Origin of the sequence: Streptomyces sp. SDr-06 (assembly GCF_003324565.1) — a bacterium.
Lineage (GTDB): Bacteria > Actinomycetota > Actinomycetes > Streptomycetales > Streptomycetaceae > Streptomyces.
The window spans coordinates 279067-297817 of the sequence record NZ_QOLA01000005.1 but is presented as its reverse complement, the minus strand read 5'-3'; the positions used below and the strand labels follow the sequence as shown (position 1 = coordinate 297817).

Annotated in this window: 20 protein-coding genes; 15 read left to right on the top strand and 5 right to left on the bottom strand. The window is 72.4% G+C overall.

The annotated features are described in order from the left end of the window. Window positions 1-2 precede the first annotated feature (2 nt). Window positions 3-548 (bottom strand): hypothetical protein, encoded by a 546-nt coding sequence (locus DT019_RS14325; RefSeq protein ID WP_114037165.1) that lies wholly within the window; start codon window positions 546-548, stop codon window positions 3-5. Between the two features lie 145 nt (window positions 549-693). Here DT019_RS14325 and tsaB point away from each other — a divergent pair, with 145 nt between their 5' ends. From tsaB to DT019_RS14270, 11 genes are all read left to right on the top strand, one after another. Further along, window positions 694-1347 carry a tRNA (adenosine(37)-N6)-threonylcarbamoyltransferase complex dimerization subunit type 1 TsaB gene (gene tsaB / locus DT019_RS14320; protein ID WP_114037164.1) on the top strand — a complete coding sequence of 218 codons (654 nt, stop codon included), beginning with the start codon at window positions 694-696 and terminating at the stop codon, window positions 1345-1347. A 74-nt stretch (window positions 1348-1421) separates the two neighbouring features. Beyond that, complete coding sequence (gene rimI, locus DT019_RS14315) at window positions 1422-1895, top strand: ribosomal protein S18-alanine N-acetyltransferase (RefSeq protein ID WP_114037274.1); 474 nt, start codon at window positions 1422-1424, stop codon at window positions 1893-1895. Further along, window positions 1895-3004: a tRNA (adenosine(37)-N6)-threonylcarbamoyltransferase complex transferase subunit TsaD gene (gene tsaD / locus DT019_RS14310; protein ID WP_114037163.1), complete on the top strand. Its 1110-nt coding sequence runs from the start codon at window positions 1895-1897 to the stop codon at window positions 3002-3004. Before rimI ends, tsaD begins: the two co-directional genes overlap by 1 nt. Beyond that, window positions 3001-3252 (top strand): hypothetical protein, encoded by a 252-nt coding sequence (locus tag DT019_RS14305; protein WP_114037162.1) that lies wholly within the window; start codon window positions 3001-3003, stop codon window positions 3250-3252. The genes tsaD and DT019_RS14305 overlap by 4 nt, the downstream gene beginning before the upstream one ends. A 159-nt stretch (window positions 3253-3411) precedes the next feature. Further along, window positions 3412-4263 (top strand): polysaccharide deacetylase family protein, encoded by an 852-nt coding sequence (locus tag DT019_RS14300; RefSeq protein ID WP_114037161.1) that lies wholly within the window; start codon window positions 3412-3414, stop codon window positions 4261-4263. Between the two features lie 259 nt (window positions 4264-4522). Beyond that, window positions 4523-6721 carry an RNA polymerase recycling motor ATPase HelR gene (gene helR / locus DT019_RS14295; protein ID WP_114037160.1) on the top strand — a complete coding sequence of 733 codons (2199 nt, stop codon included), beginning with the start codon at window positions 4523-4525 and terminating at the stop codon, window positions 6719-6721. A 126-nt stretch (window positions 6722-6847) separates the two neighbouring features. After that, window positions 6848-7204, top strand: coding sequence for a YciI family protein (locus tag DT019_RS14290; protein WP_114037159.1), 357 nt, complete (start codon window positions 6848-6850; stop codon window positions 7202-7204). A 201-nt stretch (window positions 7205-7405) separates the two neighbouring features. Further along, window positions 7406-7882, top strand: coding sequence for a VOC family protein (locus DT019_RS14285; RefSeq protein WP_114037158.1), 477 nt, complete (start codon window positions 7406-7408; stop codon window positions 7880-7882). Between the two features lie 118 nt (window positions 7883-8000). After that, the gene (locus tag DT019_RS14280) at window positions 8001-8615 is read left to right on the top strand and encodes an HD domain-containing protein (RefSeq protein ID WP_114037157.1); all 615 of its coding nucleotides are present in this window, start codon (window positions 8001-8003) and stop codon (window positions 8613-8615) included. Window positions 8616-8704: 89 nt separating this feature from the next. After that, entirely contained in the window at window positions 8705-9325 is a 621-nt protein-coding gene (locus DT019_RS14275) for a hypothetical protein (RefSeq protein ID WP_114037156.1), read from the top strand. A 64-nt stretch (window positions 9326-9389) separates the two neighbouring features. Next, complete coding sequence (locus tag DT019_RS14270) at window positions 9390-9755, top strand: hypothetical protein (protein WP_114037155.1); 366 nt, start codon at window positions 9390-9392, stop codon at window positions 9753-9755. Window positions 9756-9921: 166 nt separating this feature from the next. Here DT019_RS14270 and DT019_RS14265 read toward each other — a convergent pair whose 3' ends face one another. Continuing rightward, the gene (locus DT019_RS14265; protein ID WP_411292708.1) at window positions 9922-11100 is read right to left on the bottom strand and encodes a THUMP-like domain-containing protein; all 1179 of its coding nucleotides are present in this window, start codon (window positions 11098-11100) and stop codon (window positions 9922-9924) included. Window positions 11101-11212: 112 nt separating this feature from the next. Here DT019_RS14265 and DT019_RS14260 point away from each other — a divergent pair, with 112 nt between their 5' ends. Both DT019_RS14260 and DT019_RS14255 read left to right on the top strand, forming a co-directional pair. Further along, window positions 11213-12118 carry a polysaccharide deacetylase family protein gene (locus tag DT019_RS14260; protein WP_114037154.1) on the top strand — a complete coding sequence of 302 codons (906 nt, stop codon included), beginning with the start codon at window positions 11213-11215 and terminating at the stop codon, window positions 12116-12118. Window positions 12119-12137: 19 nt separating this feature from the next. Next, on the top strand, window positions 12138-12971 hold the full coding sequence (locus DT019_RS14255) for a polysaccharide deacetylase family protein (RefSeq protein WP_223279492.1): 834 nt from the start codon (window positions 12138-12140) through the stop codon (window positions 12969-12971). Between the two features lie 25 nt (window positions 12972-12996). Here the strand turns inward: DT019_RS14255 and DT019_RS14250 are convergent, their stop codons facing one another. The 3 genes from DT019_RS14250 to DT019_RS14240 form a co-directional block, all read right to left on the bottom strand. Further along, on the bottom strand, window positions 12997-14229 hold the full coding sequence (locus tag DT019_RS14250; RefSeq protein WP_223279491.1) for an LCP family protein: 1233 nt from the start codon (window positions 14227-14229) through the stop codon (window positions 12997-12999). A gap of 94 nt (window positions 14230-14323) precedes the next feature. Beyond that, window positions 14324-15679 carry a sensor histidine kinase gene (locus DT019_RS14245; protein ID WP_114037153.1) on the bottom strand — a complete coding sequence of 452 codons (1356 nt, stop codon included), beginning with the start codon at window positions 15677-15679 and terminating at the stop codon, window positions 14324-14326. Then, window positions 15669-16358 (bottom strand): response regulator transcription factor, encoded by a 690-nt coding sequence (locus DT019_RS14240; protein WP_114037272.1) that lies wholly within the window; start codon window positions 16356-16358, stop codon window positions 15669-15671. The genes DT019_RS14245 and DT019_RS14240 overlap by 11 nt, the downstream gene beginning before the upstream one ends. A gap of 234 nt (window positions 16359-16592) precedes the next feature. Here DT019_RS14240 and groES point away from each other — a divergent pair, with 234 nt between their 5' ends. Together groES and groL are read left to right on the top strand one after the other, a co-directional pair. Then, entirely contained in the window at window positions 16593-16901 is a 309-nt protein-coding gene (groES, locus tag DT019_RS14235) for a co-chaperone GroES (RefSeq protein WP_004955293.1), read from the top strand. Between the two features lie 126 nt (window positions 16902-17027). Continuing rightward, window positions 17028-18656, top strand: coding sequence for a chaperonin GroEL (gene groL, locus DT019_RS14230; RefSeq protein WP_114037152.1), 1629 nt, complete (start codon window positions 17028-17030; stop codon window positions 18654-18656). Window positions 18657-18751 lie beyond the last annotated feature (95 nt).

Sequence of the window (18751 nt, the reverse complement as noted above, 5' to 3'; positions counted from 1 at the left end):
TCCTACGGAACGACGACGACCTTCGAGTTGCGGGTGGCGAACGTCCACATCGCGTCGCCGTCCGCCCGCGTCATGCGGATGCCGCCGGTCTTCTTGTCCCCCTTGGGGCCCGCCATCGAGCCGTTGACCGCCGCGCTGAAGCCGATCGCCACGTTGTCGCTGCTGGCGAACCGCACCACGTGCTCGACGGCCACGCCGTCCGAGCCGGTCACGTTGCCCGAGCGGGACATCACGAAGTACGTGCCCGGCTTGGGGCTGATCGAGGACGGCACGACCTCGAAGGTCCGCGGCGTCTTCGTCACGCCCGCCAGCCACACCCGCTTCGCGCCGAGCGAGTACACGACCCGGACGCCGGTGCCGGAGTTGGCCGGCACCGTGAGGTCGGGCTTGGAGGCGGGGGAGCCGGCGGGCGGCGCGTTCGACGGCTTCGCGGACGGGGACGCGCTGGTGCCGGGGGCAGCGAGCGCACCGGCCGGGGGCGCGCTCGCCGATGCCTGGTAGGCGAGGAAGCCGACCACCGCGAGAGCGGCCGCGGTGAGCCCGGCCACGAATCCCGTGCTGCTCCTTGCCACCTGGGCTTCCCCTTTCGTACGTACGTGCATGTCTACGGTCATACCTGCGGCTGACGGTAGCAGCAGGTGACGGCTCGGGCGGGACGCCGTGCCCCCGCCGCCTTGGTCGTAGGCTGTTCGCGTGCTCTTGCTCGCCGTTGATACCGCCACCCCCGCCGTCACCGTCGCCCTGCACGACGGCACCGCCGTCGTCGCCGAGTCGAGTCAGGTCGACGCCCGCAGGCACGGGGAGCTGCTGCTGCCCGCCGTCGACCGGGTGCTCACCGAGGCCGGCCTGACCCTCGAAGCCGTGACGGACCTGGTCGTCGGCGTCGGCCCCGGCCCGTACACCGGACTGCGGGTCGGCCTGGTGACCGCCGCGACCTTCGGCTCGGTGCTGGGCGTCCCCGTCCACGGCCTGTGCACCCTGGACGGGCTCGCCTACGCCTCGGGCATCGAGGGCCCCTTCGCGGTCGCCACCGACGCCCGCCGCAAGGAGGTCTACTGGGCCCGCTACGACGACTTCCGGACGCGCTCGGGCGAGCCCGCCGTCGACCGGCCCGCCGACATCGCGGACCAGCTGGCCGGACTGCCGGTCGTCGGCGCGGGCGCCCTGCTCTACCCGGAGGCGTTCCCCGAGGCGCGGGGTCCCGAGTACCAGTCGGCGGGCGCGCTCGCGGCGCTGGCCGCGTACAAGCTCGCCGAGGGCTCGGAGTTCCTGCCGCCGACGCCGCTGTACCTGCGCCGCCCGGACGCGCAGGTGCCCAAGAACTACAAGGTGGTCACCCCGCAGTGACCTCCAGTCCCGCGCCCGGCCACGGCCCCTCGGCGGCACCGTCCGGCGGCGACCTCCCTCCGTCGCTGCGCGAGATGCGCTGGTGGGACATCGCGCCGGTGCTCGACCTCGAACACGAGCTGTTCCCCGAGGACGCCTGGTCGCCGGGGATGTTCTGGTCCGAGCTCGCCCACGCCCGCGGACCCGGCGCCACCCGCCACTACGTGGTCGCCGAGGACGCGCGGGGGCGGATCGTGGGCTACGCCGGGCTCGCCGCGGCGGGCGGCCTCGCCGATGTCCAGACCATCGCCGCCGCCCGCGACCAGTGGGGCACCGGGCTCGGCGCCCGCCTACTGACCGACCTGCTCAAGCACGCCACCGCCTTCGAGTGCGACGAGGTCCTGCTCGAAGTGCGCGTGGACAACACCCGGGCCCAGAAGCTCTACGAGCGCTTCGGCTTCGAGCCCATCGGCTTCCGGCGCGGCTACTACCAGCCGGGCAACGTCGACGCGCTCGTCATGCGACTGACCGTCCAGGAACACGTCCAAGGAACAGAAGAGACTGACTGATGGCTGACGAACCGCTCGTACTGGGCATCGAGACCTCCTGCGACGAGACCGGCGTCGGCATCGTGCGCGGTACGACGCTGCTCGCCGATGCCGTGGCCTCCTCCGTGGACACGCACGCCCGGTTCGGCGGCGTGGTCCCCGAGATCGCCTCGCGGGCCCACCTCGAAGCGATGGTGCCGACCATCGAGCGCGCCCTGAAGACCGCCGGCATCTCGGCGAAGGACCTCGACGGCATCGCCGTCACCGCGGGCCCCGGCCTCGCGGGAGCGCTGCTCGTCGGCGTCTCGGCGGCCAAGGCGTACGCGTACGCCCTGAACAAGCCGCTGTACGGGGTCAACCACCTCGCCTCGCACATCTGCGTCGACCAGCTGGAGCACGGGCCGCTGCCCGAGCCGACCATGGCGCTGCTGGTCTCCGGCGGCCACTCCTCGCTGCTGCTCGCCCCCGACATCACCGCCGACGTCCGCCCCATGGGCGCCACCATCGACGACGCGGCCGGCGAGGCCTTCGACAAGATCGCCCGGGTGCTCGACCTCGGCTTCCCCGGCGGCCCGGTCATCGACCGGCTCGCCCGGGAGGGCGACCCGAACGCCATCGCGTTCCCGCGCGGCCTGACCGGCTCGCGCGACCCGGTGTACGACTTCTCCTTCTCCGGCCTGAAGACCGCCGTGGCCCGCTGGATCGAGGCCAAGCGCAAGGCGGGCGAGGAGGTGCCGGTGCGCGACGTCGCCGCGTCGTTCCAGGAGGCCGTGGTGGACGTCCTGACCCGCAAGGCCGTACGCGCCTGCAAGGACGAGGGCGTCGACCACCTGATGATCGGCGGCGGGGTCGCCGCCAACTCCCGGCTGCGGGCGCTCGCCCAGGAGCGCTGCGAGCGGGCCGGGATCCGGCTGCGGGTGCCGCGGCCCGGCCTGTGCACCGACAACGGCGCGATGGTCGCGGCTCTCGGCGCGGAGATGGTGGCCAGGAACCGGCCCTCCTCCGACCTGGAACTCTCGGCGGACTCCTCGCTTCCGGTCACCGAGCCGCACGTACCGGGTGAGGCGCACTCCCACTCCCACCCGCACGACCACGTGCACGAGGTCAGCAGGAAGAACCTGTACTCATGACCGTCGCGCTGATGTGGGAGGCCCGGGCCGCCGAGGGCCGCGGCGCCGAGCTGCTCGCCTGGGTGCGGGAGCGGCCGCTGGACGGTGTGCCGCTGCGCCGCGAGGTCCTGCGCGCGCCGGGCGACCGGGTCCTCGTCATCACCTGGTGGGACGCGCCCTACGACGCCGAGCTGCCCGAACTTGCCGAGCCCGAGGGGGAGTTGCTGGCCCGGCCGGTGCACCGCTGGCGCTTCGAGTCGGTCGGCTGACGCCCCTGGCTCCCTCCGTGGACCGGGTCACCCCCGTCGGGTTCCCCGGCCGCCACCGGGGCGACGCGTGTCCCCGCCTGATCGTTCAAGGCAACCTTGTGACCGTTTTTGGCATCAAACTATGAGCAGGTGATGGCCGAAACGGACGGGTAATTGAACATGGGCTGGCTCGTGCGCAAGAAGGCGGTCGGTGCGGCCGTCTTCGGACTTCTGATGGTCGCGGGCTGTTCGTCGGGCGGTGGCTCGGGCAGCACACCGTCCGCGGCCACCCCGTCCGGCAAGGACAGCGGCACGTCCTCGTCGGCGTCGCCGGGCACCGACACCGCCGGGGCCGAGGCCGCGTACCGCAAGTGGGGGCTCAAGCCCTTCGCGGCGCCGCCCGCCCCACCGGCCGAGAAGCCGGTGAAGGCGAAGCCGGGCGAGGTGCCGGTGGTGAGCGACATCCCCACCAAGGAGAAGATCGTCTTCGTGACGTTCGACGACGGGGCCGAGAAGGACCCCAAGTTCGTCGAGATGATGAAGGACCTGAAGATCCCCTTCACGATGTTCCTGACCGACGACATCATCCGCAACGACTACGGCTACTTCAAACCGCTGCAGGAACTCGGCAACTCGATCGAGAACCACACGCTCTCGCACCCCAACATGCGCACCCTGGGCGAGGCCGCGCAGAAGAACGAGATATGCACCCAGGAACAGAAGCTGGGCAAGGAGTACGGAAAGACGCCCCGGCTCTTCCGGCCGCCGTACGGCAACTGGAACGAGAACACGCGGACGGCCGCCAAGTCCTGCGACCTCCAGGCGATCGTGCTGTGGCGCGAGTCGATGCAGATCACGAACATGCAGTACCAGCGCGGTGACAAGAAGCTGCACCCGGGCGACATCATCCTGGCGCACTTCCGCGGCCCCAAGGAGCTCAAGGGCGCCTCCATGACGGAGATGACCGCGAACATGCTGCGCCACATCCAGGAGCAGGGTTTCACCGTGGCCCGCCTGGAGGACTACGTCTAGGACGACGAGGACGGGCCCCCGCGAGCCCCGACGGAAATCCGGCGGAACCCGGTGGAAAACCGACGAAGCCCCGAGCAAAAGGGCCGCGGGTCGACAGAAGGCCCGGACAAAAAAAGAGGGCAAGGAGTAAATCCTCTCCTTGCCACTCTCAAGATATAGCGCACCGGGGGGCTTGCGGCAAGGCCCCCCTAGTGCCGCAGAATCGCTCGCCTCAGGCCAGTACCTGCGGAAATGGGAGATTCACGAAGTGCGTGCTCAGTTGTCGGATTCTGAATTCCGCGGTGCCACCACCAGCGCCTTCGACCTGCCCGACCGTCTTTCCCCCAAGGCCGACCCGGCGCTCATCGCGGAGGACGAGCGGCACTTCGCCGCCGTCGCGCGGAGCCTCGACCAGACGATCACCGAGCTGTCCGCCCGGCTCGACGAACTGCGCCGGTCACCCGGCGGCATCGGCCGGGCGGCGATGGACCGGGACATCGAGGTCCATCACACCACCAGCCGTCTGCGCACCCTGCGCCGCTTCGGCCTCGACCTGTGCCTCGGCCGCATCGTGGGCGCGGACGACGCCGAGCCGCTGTACGTCGGACGCCTCGGCCTCACCGACAGCGAGGGCCGGCGGCTGCTGCTCGACTGGCGTTCCCCCGCGGCCGAGCCGTTCTTCGCGGCGACCCACGCCGAGCCGATGGGCCTCGCGAGCCGCCGCAGGTACCGCTGGACCGGCGGCCGGATCAGCGACTACTGGGACGAGGTGTTCAGCGCCGACGGGCTCGAAGGCCATGCCGCGCTCGACGACCAGTCCGCCTTCATCGCGAGCCTGGGCACCAACCGCTCGGCCCGGATGCGCGACGTCCTCTCCACCATCCAGGCCGACCAGGACGCCATCATCCGGGCGGGCTCGCGCGGCGCCCTCGTCGTGGACGGCGGCCCCGGCACCGGCAAGACCGTCGTCGCCCTGCACCGCTCCGCCTACCTGCTCTACTCCGACCCGCGCCTCGGCCACCGCCGCGGCGGCGTCCTCTTCGTCGGCCCGCACCGGCCCTACCTCGACTACGTGGCCGACGTCCTGCCCAGCCTCGGCGAGGAGGGCGTGCGGACCTGCGTGCTGCGGGACCTCGTCGCCGAGGGGGCCTCGGCCGGGGACGAGAGCGACCCCGAGGTGGCCCGGCTGAAGGCGTCCGCGGAGATGGTGAAGGCCGTCGAGAGGGCCGTCCGGTTCTACGAGGAGCCGCCCACCGACCCCATGACCGTCACCACCCCCTGGTCCGACCTCCGGCTCGGCGCCGACGACTGGGCCGAGGCGTTCGCGGCGCCCGGGCCCGGCACCCCACACAACGAGGGGCGTGAGCAGGTCTGGGATGCGCTGGTCACGATCCTGCTCGACCGGCACGACGGCGACGAGGTGACGCCCGAGGAGTTCCGCGGGGTGCTGCTCCAGGACCGGGAACTGGTCGACACCGTCAACGGCGCGTGGCCGCTGCTCGAAGCGACCGACCTCGTCGGCGACCTGTGGTCGGTGCCCGCCTATCTCCGGCTGTGCGCGCCCTGGCTCGGCCCCGACGACGTACGCCGACTGCAACGCGCGGACGCGCAGGCCTGGACCGTGTCCGACCTGCCGCTCCTGGACGCCGCCCGGCAGCGGCTCGGCGACCCGGGGACGGAGCGGCGCAGGCGGCGGCACGACGCGGTGGTCGCCGCCGAGCGGGCCCGCATGGCCGGCGTCATCGACGAGATCGTCACGGCCGCGAACTTCGACTCGGCCGGAGACGACTCCGAAGGCGCCGTGCGGATGCTGCGCGGCAAGGACCTCCAGGACACCCTGATCGACGAGAGCGCCCTGCCCACCGCCGAACCGGACCTGCTCGCCGGCCCGTTCGCGCACGTCGTCGTGGACGAGGCCCAGGAGCTGACGGACGCGGAGTGGCAGATGCTGCTGCTGCGCTGCCCGTCGAAGAGCTTCACCATCGTCGGGGACCGCGCCCAGGCCCGGCACGGCTTCACCGAGTCGTGGCGCGAACGCCTTGAGCGGATCGGCCTCGACCGCTGCGACGTGGCCTCCCTGAGCATCAACTACCGCACGCCGCAAGAGGTGATGACGCACGCCGAGCCGGTGATCCGGGCCGTGCTGCCGGACGCCAACGTGCCGACCTCGATCCGCGGCAGCGGCGTCCCGGTGGGCCACGGGTCCGTCGCGGAGCTCGACGCGGTCCTGGAGGACTGGCTCGCCGGGCACACGGACGGGATCGCCTGCGTCATCGGCACCGGCGAGCTGGGGGCGAGCCGGTTCCGGGACACCGCCCGCGTGCGGTGGCTGACCCCGGAGCTGTCGAAGGGGCTGGAGTTCGATCTGGTCGTCCTCGTCGACCCGGACGGCTTCGGCGACGGCGTGGAGGGGGCGGTCGACCGCTATGTCGCGATGACCCGGGCGACCCAGCGGCTCGTGATCCTCACGAGCCCCTGAGGGCGCCGGAAAAAAATTCCGGCGGATTTCGCGGGTGGTGTCGATCGGGCCGTCTCCCGTTCGACGTATGAGTGAGAGGCGGGGAACGAGCCCCGCACCGCACGCTTCGCACGAACGGAGACGGTCATGCCGCGCTACCTTTCCATGGTCCGCATCGACGAGAACAACACCCCCGCGGGCGGCCCGAGCCCCGAGCTCATGGAGCGGATGGGCGAGCTCATCGGCGAGATGACCAAGGCCGGGGTCCTGCTCGACACCGCGGGCCTCACGCCCTCCGCCCAGGGCACCCGGGTCCGCTGGAACCACGGCGAGCTGACCGTCACCGACGGCCCGTTCACCGAGTCCAAGGAGGTCATCGGCGGTTACGCCCTGATCCAGGCCAAGGACAAGGCGGAGGCCCTGGAGTGGACCAAGCGGTTCCTGCAGATCCACGGCGCCGAGTGGGACGTCACCTCGGAGGTGCGGGAGATCGCCGAGGGCTAGGACGCACGCCGGACGCGGCCGGGGCTCCGGCTCCGGCCGCCCGGCACGTGTTGCCGCCCGCCCCGCGCGGTGCTCTGCTGGAACGGCCGGGCCGCGAGGAGGCGACACCAGGGCCCGCACGGCGATGAGTTCCGTGCGCGGGTCCGGTCTACCTGTTGATGCCGCCCGCAGGGGGCCAGGCAACGGCAAGGAGGCCGACCGATGTCCGCGAAGATCACCCAGAAGATCACCCCCTTCCTCTGGTTCGACACCCAGGCCGAGGAAGCCGCCCAGCACTACGTCTCCGTCTTCGGCGGCGACGCGCGCATCGTGGGGATCACCCACTACGCCGCGTCGGCCCCCGGCGAGACCGGCTCGGTCATGACCGTCGACTTCGAGCTGGCGGGCCAGCGCTTCACCGCCCTCAACGGCGGCCCGCAGTTCTCCTTCACGGAGGCGCTCTCGCTCGCGGTGTCCTGTGAGGACCAGGACGAGATCGACCGGTTCTGGTCGCGGCTGAGCGAGGGCGGCGAGGAGGGACCGTGCGGCTGGCTGAAGGACAAGTACGGCCTCTCCTGGCAGATCGTCCCCGCCGAACTGCCCGAGCTGCTCGGCCAGGACGCGGAGAAGTCCGACCGGGTCATGGCGGCCGTCATGGGCATGAAGAAGCTCGACCTCCAGGCCCTGCGGGACGCGTGAGGCGACGCCCGCGCGGCGGAACGGGCCCCGCTGACCGTCCGCCCCCGTCCGAGCCCGTGTCACCTGCGGTTTAGGCTCAGGGAGCCGCGGGTGACGGGCCCGGGCGGGGAGGGGAGTCATGAACGGGTCCAGCACGTCGATCGCCGGAGTGGACATGCCGCGCGGCCGGGCCTGCGAGGCCGCGCGGACGGTGTGCGCGGAGTACGCGGACCAGGCGCTGTACCACCACTCGGTACGGTCCTACGTCTTCGGCGCCGCGTACGCGCGGGAGCGCCGACTCTCCTTCGACGCCGAGCTGTTGTACGTCTCGGCGCTGCTGCACGACCTCGCGCTCACCCCGCCCTTCGACAGCCACACGCTGCCCTTCGAGGAGGCCGGGGGCCATCTCGCCCGGGTGTTCACGGCCGGGCTCGGCTGGGACACGGCGCGGCGGGACCGGGCGGCCGAGATCATCGTGCTGCACATGCGGGACGACGTGTCGGCGGAGCAGGACGTGGAGAGTCACCTCCTCCAGATCGGCACCACCGCCGATGTCTCCGGCGGCGGGCTCGACGCGTTCGACGCGGGCTTCCCGGACGAACTCCTGCGCCGCTACCCGCGGTTGGGCTTCGGTGCGGCCCTCGTCGGGCTCTTCCGGGACCAGGCGGCGCGCAAGCCGGACTGTGCGGCCGCCGGTCTGGTGGCGGCCGGCTTGTCGGGGCGCGTCGCGGCCAACCCCCTCGAACGGGCCTGACACCCCGGGGGCCCGATACCAGCCAACTGTTGTGCACATGACGCAGGGCGGGCTCCTGTCCGTGCGGCGCCCCCGATAATCTTCGGCGCATGTCGCCCCGTTCGTCGCTGCCCCCTTCTCCGCCCCCGGCCGAGATACGGGCCTGGCCCGACCGCAACGCGCTGCTCGCCGATCGCGCGCGGGTCCTCGAGGCGCTGGTCAGAGGGTATTTGGGGGTGGGGCGACTAGGGCTGCACTGGCTGTGCGCGGCGCTGTTCGCGCTCGGCTGGTCGCTGGTCGGCACGGCGCTCACCTCGCTGACCGACGTCCTCACCGCGATCGTCGGCGGGGTGTTCCTGCTGCTCGGCCTCGGCGTGATGATCCCGACCGGGCTCGCCGTCGGGTTCGGGCTGCGCAAGGACCGGCGCATCCGCCAACTCCTGCACCAATGGGGCGAGTTGGACCGCGACCCGGTGCTCGACCGGAACCTGCGCAGGCCCGGCCTGAGCCTGGCCTGGCTGGTGCCCTCGGTGCTGCTGTGCGCGGCGGGGCTCGGCGTCTGCCTGGTGCTGCCCGCGACCGCCGACCCGGGCCGCGACACGTACGCGCTGGTCGTGTACGGCATGGGGCTCGGCCTCATCTGCTGGCTGACCGGGCTGGTCGGCGTGGTGAAGGCCGCCGCGCACCGGCGCTGGGTGCTGCGGTCCCTGGCGCTGGGAGCACCGCGCTGACCTCGGGCCTATTCTGGAGCTGCCGCGCAGGGCGCGGTGACATCCCGGGGGAAGGACGGTCGTCATGGCCTGGTATTGGTGGATTCTGATCGTTTTCTGGATGGGCGGCTTCGGCTGGGCCATCGACAACGGCCGCACCGCGCTGCGTACGCGGCACGAGCGCAGGATGGAGCGTCTGGAGGCGGCCCGGCAGGAACGGCTCGCGCTGGAGGCCGCGCACAAGCCCCCGGAGCCGGTGTGCGGGTGCACGCACCACTTGGCCAAGCATGACAAGGCGGGGAAGTGTCATGAGCGGGTTGAGGTTCCGGTCGCCTGGGACGAGAACAAGAAGCCGCTGCGGTTCGAGTCGGCGCAGTGCAACTGCCAGCAGTATGTGGGGCCTCAGCCCCTCTCCCAGGTCTACGCGGACGAACTGACGGACCTCACGTAGGCCTTGCGGGGGCCCGCCCCCCGCTTTCGTCCGCGGCCCGTGCGGGGTCGCTCGCGCCCCTCAACCCCCTTCGATCTGCGGACCGTGCCCGCTCCTCGCGCAGTTCCCCGCGCCCCTGTAGGGGGCCCAGCGCTGGCACCCTCAGCCCGTCCGGCGATTGAGGACGTTACGCGGGGTGGCCGATGAGCATGGTGGGGGCGCCGGCCACTCTGGTGAGGAAGACCGTCGCCGAGTGCGGCCCCCGCGGCTTCACCTTGCGGCGCACCTCCTCCGGCTCCACGGCGGACCCGCGCTTCTTCACCGTCAGCACCCCCACCCCCCGCTCCCGCAGCAACGCCTTCAACTTCTTCATGTTGAACGGGAGTTGGTCGGTGATCTCGTACGCCGAGGTGTACGGGGACACATACGGCTCGTCGCTCGTCACGTACGCGATCGTCTCGTCGATCAGACGACCGCCGCACCGCTCGGCGATCTCGGCGACGAGGTGGGCCCGGATGACCGCGCCGTCCGGCTCGTGCAGGTAGCGGCCGACCGGCCCGACCGGCGGCGCGGGGAGCGGGGCCGCGGCCCACAGCGCGGCGGCCGCGGGCAGCACGGTGGCGCGGAAGGCGCCCGGGGTCACGCCGGTGCCGAACCAGAGCACGGCCTCCTTGACGTCGCCCCCGTCGGAGATCCACTCCGCCTCGGCCTGCGGCGGGATCGCCTCGTGCGGGATGCCGGGGGCGATCTTCAGCGCGGCGAAGGGCGCGGCGAGCGCCGCCGAGGTCGCCCAGGAGAGCGGGGGCGAGTACGCCTCGGGGTCGAAGATCCGGCCCCGGCCGCCGCGCCGGGCGGGGTCCACGAAGACCGCGTCGTACCCGGCCGTGTCGATGTCGGTGACGTCGGCGCAGCGCACCTCGATCAGGTCCGCGAGGCCGAGCGCCTCCGCGTTGGCGCGGGCGACCGCCGCCGTCAGCGGGTCGCGGTCGACGGCGAGGACGGAGATCCCGGCCCGGGCGAGCGCCAGCGCGTCGCCGCCGATGCCGCAGCACAGGTCGGCCACGCCGCGTACGCCGTGTGCGGCGAAGGTCTTCGCGCGGTGGGTGGCGACCGAGGTGCGGGTGGACTGCTCGACGCCGTTGGGCGTGAAGAACATCCGGTGCGCGTCGGCCGCGCCGAACTTCGCCACCGCCCGCTGCCGCAGCCGCGCCTGCCCGAGCGCCGCCGACACCAGGCCCGCCTCGTGGTCGCGGCGCAGCCGGGTGGCGACCGACAGCTCCTGGGCGGGGTCGTACTCCCGCAGGGAGGCGAGCAGGGCGCGGCCCTCGTCGGTGAGCAGCAGGGAGAAGGTGTCGAGGTCGTTCACCCCGTCATTGTCGTCCAGCCGCCGCCGCGCTGTGGGCCAGCCGGGCGATGGTGCGCCGGCGGCCGCGGTGTCGGCCGGGCGGCGGGGCGCGGGCCTGACAGGATGCGGCGCCATGCAACTAGTACGACAAAAGGGTAAATCCCGGACGAAGGTCGCCTGTGTCGCCCTCGGGCTCGGCGCCGCCCTGCTCGTCTCCGGCTGCTCCTCCGAGGACGGCGGGTCCGGCAGACCCGGCGCCCAGGCCGCCCAGCAGGGCCCCGCCGGAGCCCTCACCGGCTACTCCGAGCAGCTCAAGCGCGCCGAGGCCGCCCGGCTCGCGGCCGTCAAGAAGTGGGGACTCGCCAAGCCCCCGCTGCTCGCGCCCGCCCCGCCCGCGGTCAAGCCGCGGATCACCAACCGCCCCGGGTTCGAGACGGAGGGGGGAGACTCGCTGCCGCCCGTCTTCACCACCGTCCCCACCAAGGACCGCATCGTCTTCCTGACGATCGACGACGGCGCCGAGAAGGACCCCACCTTCCTGAAGATGATGCAGGAACTGCGCATCCCCTACAGCGCGTTCCTCAGCGACTACCTGGTCAAGAACGACCACGAGTACTTCAAGAAGATGCAGGGCCTCGGGGTCACGCTCAACAACCACACCCTCAACCACCGCTACATGCCCGCGCTCTCCTACGACGAGCAGCGGCACGAGATCTGCGACCAGCAGGACAAGATCGGGCAGTGGGCGGGCGCCCGGCCCCGGCTGTTCCGGCCGCCGTACGGCAACTACAACGAGGACACCCTCAAGGCCGCCCAGTCCTGCGGCATCAAGGCCGCCCCGCTGTGGGCGGAGGAGGCCTTCACTGACCACATGGAATGGCGCGAGTGGGACCGCGACCTGCACCCCGGCGACATCATCCTCACCCACTTCCGCGGCCGCGAGGACTGGAACGGCACCATGCCCGACATGGTCCGCCAGGTGATGAAGGTGATCACCGACAAGGGGTACGCCGTGGCCCGCCTAGAGGACTACGTGTGACCGTGCCAGGGGAGCCGCGGTGAAGCGCGCGCACCGGCTCCGGGCGGCCCTGGCCGGGCTGCTCGCCGCCGGTGCGCTGCTTGGCCCGCTGGCCGGATGCACCGAGCCGACCGCCCCCGTCGACCCGTTCGAGCGGCTCGGGCGCAAGGCCGCGCAGAAGGTCGCGCCGCGGGCCGGTCCCGACACCCGGGCCGCCGCCCGGCGCTGGGGCCTGGCCGCGCCGCTCACGCCCGCCCCGCGCCCGACCGGCGCCCGGCCCGCGCTGCCCTTCGTCGTCGACCGCGTCCCGGTCCGCTCCGACGTGGTCTTCCTGACCTTCGACGGCGGGCCCGGCACCGACCCGGCCCTTCCCCGGATGGTCCGCGACCTCAAGCTGCCGATCGCCCTGTTCCTCACCGGCAGCGTGGCCGCGCCCGGCTACGACCGCGTCGACGCGCTGCGCGCGCTGGGCGCCGGGGTGCACAACCACACCCTGCACCACCCCGACCTGCGCACCCTGGGCCACCCGGCGCAGCGCGCGGAGATCTGCGGCCAGCAGGACCGGCTCGCCGCCCGGTTCGGCACCCGCCCGCACCTGTTCCGGCCGCCGTACGGTGCCTACGACGCGACCACCCTGCGTGCCGCGCGCGAGTGCGGGGTAACGGCGGTGGTGCTGGCCCGCGCCACGATGACGGCCGACGGGCTGCGGTACGCCGAGGGCCCCCACCGGCTGCGGCCCGGCGACATCGTGCGGGCCCACCTGCCGGGCCCCGGCGCGGGCGGGGACGCGGGCGCGACCCGGCTGACCGCGCGGATCCTCGACGAGATCGAGGCGCAGGGACTCACGGTGGGCCGCCTGGAGGACTACCTCTGAGCACACCCGGAGCGCCAGGCCCGGATCAGTTCACGCACGGGATGCGGCCGCCGTCGATGACCGCACCACCCGGCGCCCGGCCCGGCCCGGGGGCCTTGCTCGGTCCCGGCTTCGGCGGGTCCTGGGGCGCGGCGGGCGGGGTGGAGCGCACCGGCGCGATGCCTTCGGCGACCAGCCGCTTGATCGTCGCGGGGTCGACGATGTTGACGTCCTCGCCCCGGTGCTTGGCGAACCGCTCGATCGGCAGCGTCGTGAACTCCACGTTCCCGCCCGAGAGGTTCTTGGCCTGCTTGACGAAGGACAGCAGGTCCCAGCCCTTGTCGGTGACGAGGTCCCGCTTGGCCGTGTTCATCAGGTTCAGCAGCCGGACCGGGTCGGTGAAGGTGCCCGCCGAGTCGAGCTTGTGCGTCGCCGAGGCGAGGAAGGCCTGCTGGCGGCGCGTACGGTCCAGGTCGCCGCCGTCGAGCCCGTGCCGCTGCCGTACGAACGCCAGCGACTGCTGCCCGTCGAGGGTCTGCTTCCCGGCCGGGAAGTCGGCCCCCGAGTACCGGTCCTTCACCGGCTTCTTCAGACAGACCGTCACCCCGTCCAGGGCGTCGGCCAGGTGGTAGAACCCGGCGAGGTTGATCTCGGCGAAGTGGTCGATCGGCACGCCGAGGAAGGCGCGCACGGTCTCGATCTCGGCCCGGCGTCCCGCCTCGCGGCCCGCCGTCTCCAGCTTCCGCCGGTCGGTGACGCCCTGGGCCGCCAGCTTCTCCTCGGTCCGGGCCTTCTCAAGGCCGTACGCCTTCTTGATCTTGTCCTGGCCGTGGCCCGGAGATCCCCCCGCCGGTGGCTTGGGGAAGATGTCGACCAGGTCGTCGCGGGGCACGGAGAACGCCTTCGCCCGGCCGCCGCCGGCCGGCACGTGCAACAGGATCAGGGTGTTGGTGTTGTAGCCGCCGATGTCGCCGCTGCCCGCGTGCAGCTTGTCGAGGACCTCCGGCGGCAGGTCCTCGCCGTTCTGGTCCTTGCGGCTGTCCAGGCCCATCAGCAGGATGTTGGTGTCCCCGCCCACCGACCTCGGCGCGTCGTCGCCGAGCGCGTGCGAGGTGCCGATGCTTCCGGCCAGATCGCGGTAGAGGTACCAGCCGCCGGCCAGCGCGCACAGCACCAGGACGACGGCGGCGACGGCGAACGCGCGCACCAGGCGCACCGGGCCGGAGCGCTTCCGGCGGCGGCTGGTCGTTCGGCTGCGGCTCGTTCGACGGTGGCTCACGCCGACCGATGCTGGGCCCCCGGCGCTGAAGGAATCCTGAGAGTCCTGAAGACGCCTTCAGAACCCGTACGCCCTCCCTCGTGGACGCGCCGGCTCAGAACCGCCCCGGCAGGCGCACCGTGAACGTCGCGCCCGGGCCCGCCCCGGCCGACAGCTCGCCGCCGTGCGCCCGCGCGATCTCCCGGGCGATGGCGAGCCCGAGCCCGGTGCCGCCGCTCTCCCGGGCGCGGGCGGTGTCCAGGCGTACGAAGCGCTCGAAGATCCGGGACCGGTCGGAGGCCGGGACGCCGGGCCCGTCGTCGCTGACGGCGAGGACCGCGTCCGGGCCTTCGCGGGCGGCCCGCACCCGTACCGCCGTACGGGCGTGGCGCACCGCGTTGTCGACGAGGTTGGCCAGCATCCGCTCCAGCTGCGCCGGGTCGCCGCGCACCGGCACGGGAGCGTCGGCCAGCAGCTCGACCGGGACCCGGGCGCCGCGGCGGCGGGCGGTGTCCTCGGCCGCGAGCAGCGCCAGGTCGACCGGCTCGGCCAGGGGCTGGGGGTGGGCGTCGAGGCGGGCCAGGAGCAGGAGGTCGGCGGCGATCCGCTGGAGCCGCTCGGTGTCGTCGAGCGCGGCCCGCACCGAGGCCGAGTCCGGTGCGGCGAGGGCGATTTCGAGCCGGGAGCGGACCGCGGCGATGGGGTTGCGCAGTTCGTGCGAGGCGTCGGCGACGAACTCGCGCTGGCGGACGTGGGCCTGTTCGAGGCGGTCCAGGGTGGCGTTCACGGTCCGGGCGAGCAGCGCGATCTCGTCGGCGCCGCCGGGGTCGGGCACCCGGCGGTCCAGCTCGCTGGAGCTGACCTCGGCGAGCTCGGTGCGGATCGAGGTCACCGGGCGCAGCGCGAGCCCGGTGCCGGCCCAGGCGATGGCCGCGGCGAGCGCGATCAGCGGCGGGGCGCTGGCGAGCAGGGCCCAGGCGATGGCCGCGGTCGCGTCGTCCACGTCGCTGAGCACGGTCATCCCGTACACATAGCTCGCGGGGCCGCCCGGCAGCTGGGCGCGGACGACGACGGCGACCTCGTGGCGGCCCTGATCGTTCAGGGTCCGGGACGCCGAGTCCTGGCCCTCGGGCGGCCGGAATCCGGCCAGCTCCTCCGGGGCGGCCGTCTCCTGGCTCGCCGCGGTCACCCGGCCCCGCTCGTCCAGGACCATGACCAGGTCGACCCCGCCGTCCGGCGGCAGCAGCAGCTCGCGTGCGGTGCCCGCGTCGACCTGGGCGGCGACCTTGCGGGCGGCCAGTTCGGTGCGGCCGGTGGTGTTGTCCAGGAGGTTGGAGCGCAGCACGATGTAGAGCCAGATCCCGCCCGCGGCGAGCAGCAGCGCCATCGCGAGGGCGGCGGCCGCGGCGACCTTCCCGCGCACGGTCCGGGGCAGCGGCCGCCGGGCCCCGCGCGGCGGTTCAGCCGCCATCGGGAGCCAACCGGTAGCCCACCCCGTGCACGGTCAGGATCGAGCGGCGGCCGAACGGAGCATCGATCTTCTTCCTGAGCGAGGAGACATAGACCTCGACGATGTTCGGGTCGATCGCGCCGTCGGGGCCCGCCGCGCTGTCCCAGACCTCGTCGAGGATGTGCTGCTTGGCGACGGCCCGGCCCGGGTCGGCCATCAGGCAGGCGAGCACGGCCACTTCGCGCGCGGTCAGCTCGATCTCGCGCTCGCCGCGCCGGCAGCGCCGGGCGGCCGGGTCGAGGGTGAGGTCGCCCGCCTGGAGCGGGCCCGGGCGGGCGGCTCCGGCCCGGCGGCCCAGCGCCCGGAGCCGGGCGAGCAGCACCACGAACGAGAACGGCTTGGTCAGGTAGTCGTCGGCCCCCGAGTCGAGCCCGTCGGCCTCGTCGTACTCGCCGTCCTTGGCGGTCAGTATCAGGACCGGGGTCGGGTCGCCGAGCCGCCGCATGCGGCGGCAGATCTCGTAGCCGCCGAGCCCCGGCAGCATCAGGTCGAGCACGACCGCGTCGTAGCCGCCGGTGAGCGCGAGGTCGAGGCCGCGGTGGCCGTCGTGGGCGACGTCGACCCAGTGCCCCTCGGCGGAAATGCCCCGACGCAGCGAGTCGGCGAGCCCGGTTTCGTCCTCGACGACCAGAATGCGCATGCCGTCCAGGGTCACACAGGCGGGCCCGCGCCCCGCCGGGGTCCGCCGCGGCGGTGGCAGATTGGCACTCCGCTTGACCGAGTGCTAATCGCCGTCCTAGTCTCGCTTCTGGCACTCCCCACCGGAGAGTGCCAACACAGCGACGGGCAGGTCCGGCACCCGCGACGACGGATCCACCTGGTCGCCACCCCAGACAGTTAACCCCGTGAGATCTCCGAAGGGGGAGACCGGATCGTGACGACCGCCAGCTCCAAGGTTGCCATCAAGCCGCTCGAGGACCGCATTGTGGTCCAGCCGCTCGACGCCGAGCAGACCACGGCCTCGGGCCTGGTCATTCCGGACACCGCGAAGGAGAAGCCCCAGGAGGGCGCCGTCCTCGCCGTGGGCCCGGGCCGCTTCGAGAACGGCGAGCGCCTGCCGCTCGACGTCAAGGTCGGCGATGTCGTGCTGTACAGCAAGTACGGCGGCACCGAGGTGAAGTACAACGGCGACGAGTACCTCGTCCTCTCGGCTCGCGACGTGCTCGCGATCATCGAGAAGTAATTCACCGAAGTACTTCTTCGAAGCGAAACGCTTTGAGAGCTGCGCCCCTGGTCACCCCGCTGATTGCCGGGCGGCGAGGGGCGCAGTGTCATTAACCCGAGTTTTCGAGAGGGCTGAACCGCTCCCATGGCGAAGATCCTGAAGTTCGACGAGGACGCCCGTCGCGCCCTTGAGCGCGGCGTCAACAAGCTTGCCGACACCGTCAAGGTGACGATCGGCCCCAAGGGCCGCAACGTCGTCATCGACAAGAAGTTCGGCGCCCCCACCATCACCAACGACGGTGTCACCATCGCGCGCGAGGTCGAGCTCGACGACCCGTACGAGAACCTGGGCGCCCAGCTCGTCAAGGAGGTGGCGACCAAGACCAACGACATCGCGGGTGACGGCACCACCACCGCGACCGTGCTGGCCCAGGCGCTGGTCCGCGAGGGTCTGCGCAACGTCGCCGCCGGCGCCTCCCCGGCCGCCCTGAAGAAGGGCATCGACGCCGCGGTCAAGGCCGTCTCCGACGAGCTCCTCGCGACCGCCCGTCCGATCGAGGACAAGACCGACATCGCCGCCGTCGCCGCGCTGTCCGCCCAGGACAAGCAGATCGGCGAGCTCATCGCCGAGGCCATGGACAAGGTCGGCAAGGACGGTGTCATCACCGTCGAGGAGTCCAACACCTTCGGTGTGGAGCTGGAGTTCACCGAGGGCATGGCCTTCGACAAGGGCTACCTCTCGCACTACATGGTCACCGACCAGGAGCGTATGGAGGCCGTCCTCGACGACCCGTACATCCTGATCAACCAGGGCAAGATCTCCTCGATCCAGGACCTGCTGCCGCTCCTGGAGAAGGTCATCCAGGCCGGCGCCTCCAAGCCGCTCCTGATCATCGCCGAGGACGTCGAGGGCGAGGCGCTCTCCACCCTGGTCGTCAACAAGATCCGCGGCACGTTCAACGCCGTGGCCGTCAAGGCCCCGGGCTTCGGCGACCGCCGCAAGGCCATGCTCCAGGACATCGCCACCCTCACCGGCGCGACCGTCATCGCCGAAGAGGTCGGCCTCAAGCTGGACCAGGCCGGTCTCGAGGTGCTCGGCACCGCGCGCCGCGTCACCATCACCAAGGACGACACCACGATCGTCGACGGCGGCGGCAACAGCGCCGACGTCGAGGGCCGCGTCAACCAGATCAAGGCCGAGATCGAGGCCACGGACTCCGACTGGGACCGCGAGAAGCTCCAGGAGCGCCTCGCGAAGCTGGCCGGCGGCGTGTGCGTGATCAAGGTCGGTGCCGCCACCGAGGTCGAGCTCAAGGAGCGCAAGCACCGTCTGGAGGACGCCATCTCCGCGACCCGCGCCGCGGTCGAGGAGGGCATCGTCTCCGGTGGTGGCTCCGCCCTGGTGCACGCCGCCAAGGTTCTGGAGGGCAACCTCGACAAGTCCGGCGACGAGGCCACCGGTGTCGCGGTCGTCCGCCGCGCCGTCGTCGAGCCGCTGCGCTGGATCGCCGAGAACGCCGGCCTCGAGGGCTACGTCATCACCTCCAAGGTGGGCGAGCTCGACAAGGGCTTCGGCTTCAACGCCGCCACCGGCGAGTACGGCGACCTGGTCAAGGCCGGCGTCATCGACCCGGTCAAGGTCACCCGCTCCGCCCTGGAGAACGCCGCCTCCATCGCCTCCCTGCTGCTCACGACCGAGACCCTGGTCGTCGAGAAGCCGGCCGAGGAGGAGGCCGAGGCCGGTCACGGCCACGGTCACGGTCACTCCCACTGACGTCGTACGCCGTCAGGCCCGCACCACGTGCGAAGGCCCCCGCTCCCGCCATCGGCGGGGCGGGGGCCTTCCCCGTTGCGGGAGGGGCCCGGCCG

What these genes read in the sequence shown, in the direction of transcription:
- DT019_RS14280 (WP_114037157.1), top strand. Translation starts at nt 8,001, where the DNA reads ATGAACGGGTCCAGCACGTCGATCGCCGGAGTGGACATGCCGCGCGGC.
- DT019_RS14305 (WP_114037162.1), top strand. Translation starts at nt 3,001, where the DNA reads ATGACCGTCGCGCTGATGTGGGAGGCCCGGGCCGCCGAGGGCCGCGGC.
- DT019_RS14290 (WP_114037159.1), top strand. Translation starts at nt 6,848, where the DNA reads ATGCCGCGCTACCTTTCCATGGTCCGCATCGACGAGAACAACACCCCC.
- DT019_RS14270 (WP_114037155.1), top strand. Translation starts at nt 9,390, where the DNA reads ATGGCCTGGTATTGGTGGATTCTGATCGTTTTCTGGATGGGCGGCTTC.
- DT019_RS14285 (WP_114037158.1), top strand. Translation starts at nt 7,406, where the DNA reads ATGTCCGCGAAGATCACCCAGAAGATCACCCCCTTCCTCTGGTTCGAC.
- DT019_RS14300 (WP_114037161.1), top strand. Translation starts at nt 3,412, where the DNA reads ATGGGCTGGCTCGTGCGCAAGAAGGCGGTCGGTGCGGCCGTCTTCGGA.
- groL (WP_114037152.1), top strand. Translation starts at nt 17,028, where the DNA reads ATGGCGAAGATCCTGAAGTTCGACGAGGACGCCCGTCGCGCCCTTGAG.
- DT019_RS14240 (WP_114037272.1), bottom strand. Translation starts at nt 16,358, where the DNA reads ATGCGCATTCTGGTCGTCGAGGACGAAACCGGGCTCGCCGACTCGCTG.
- rimI (WP_114037274.1), top strand. Translation starts at nt 1,422, where the DNA reads ATGCGCTGGTGGGACATCGCGCCGGTGCTCGACCTCGAACACGAGCTG.
- DT019_RS14275 (WP_114037156.1), top strand. Translation starts at nt 8,705, where the DNA reads ATGTCGCCCCGTTCGTCGCTGCCCCCTTCTCCGCCCCCGGCCGAGATA.
- DT019_RS14245 (WP_114037153.1), bottom strand. Translation starts at nt 15,679, where the DNA reads ATGGCGGCTGAACCGCCGCGCGGGGCCCGGCGGCCGCTGCCCCGGACC.
- DT019_RS14260 (WP_114037154.1), top strand. Translation starts at nt 11,213, where the DNA reads ATGCAACTAGTACGACAAAAGGGTAAATCCCGGACGAAGGTCGCCTGT.
- tsaD (WP_114037163.1), top strand. Translation starts at nt 1,895, where the DNA reads ATGGCTGACGAACCGCTCGTACTGGGCATCGAGACCTCCTGCGACGAG.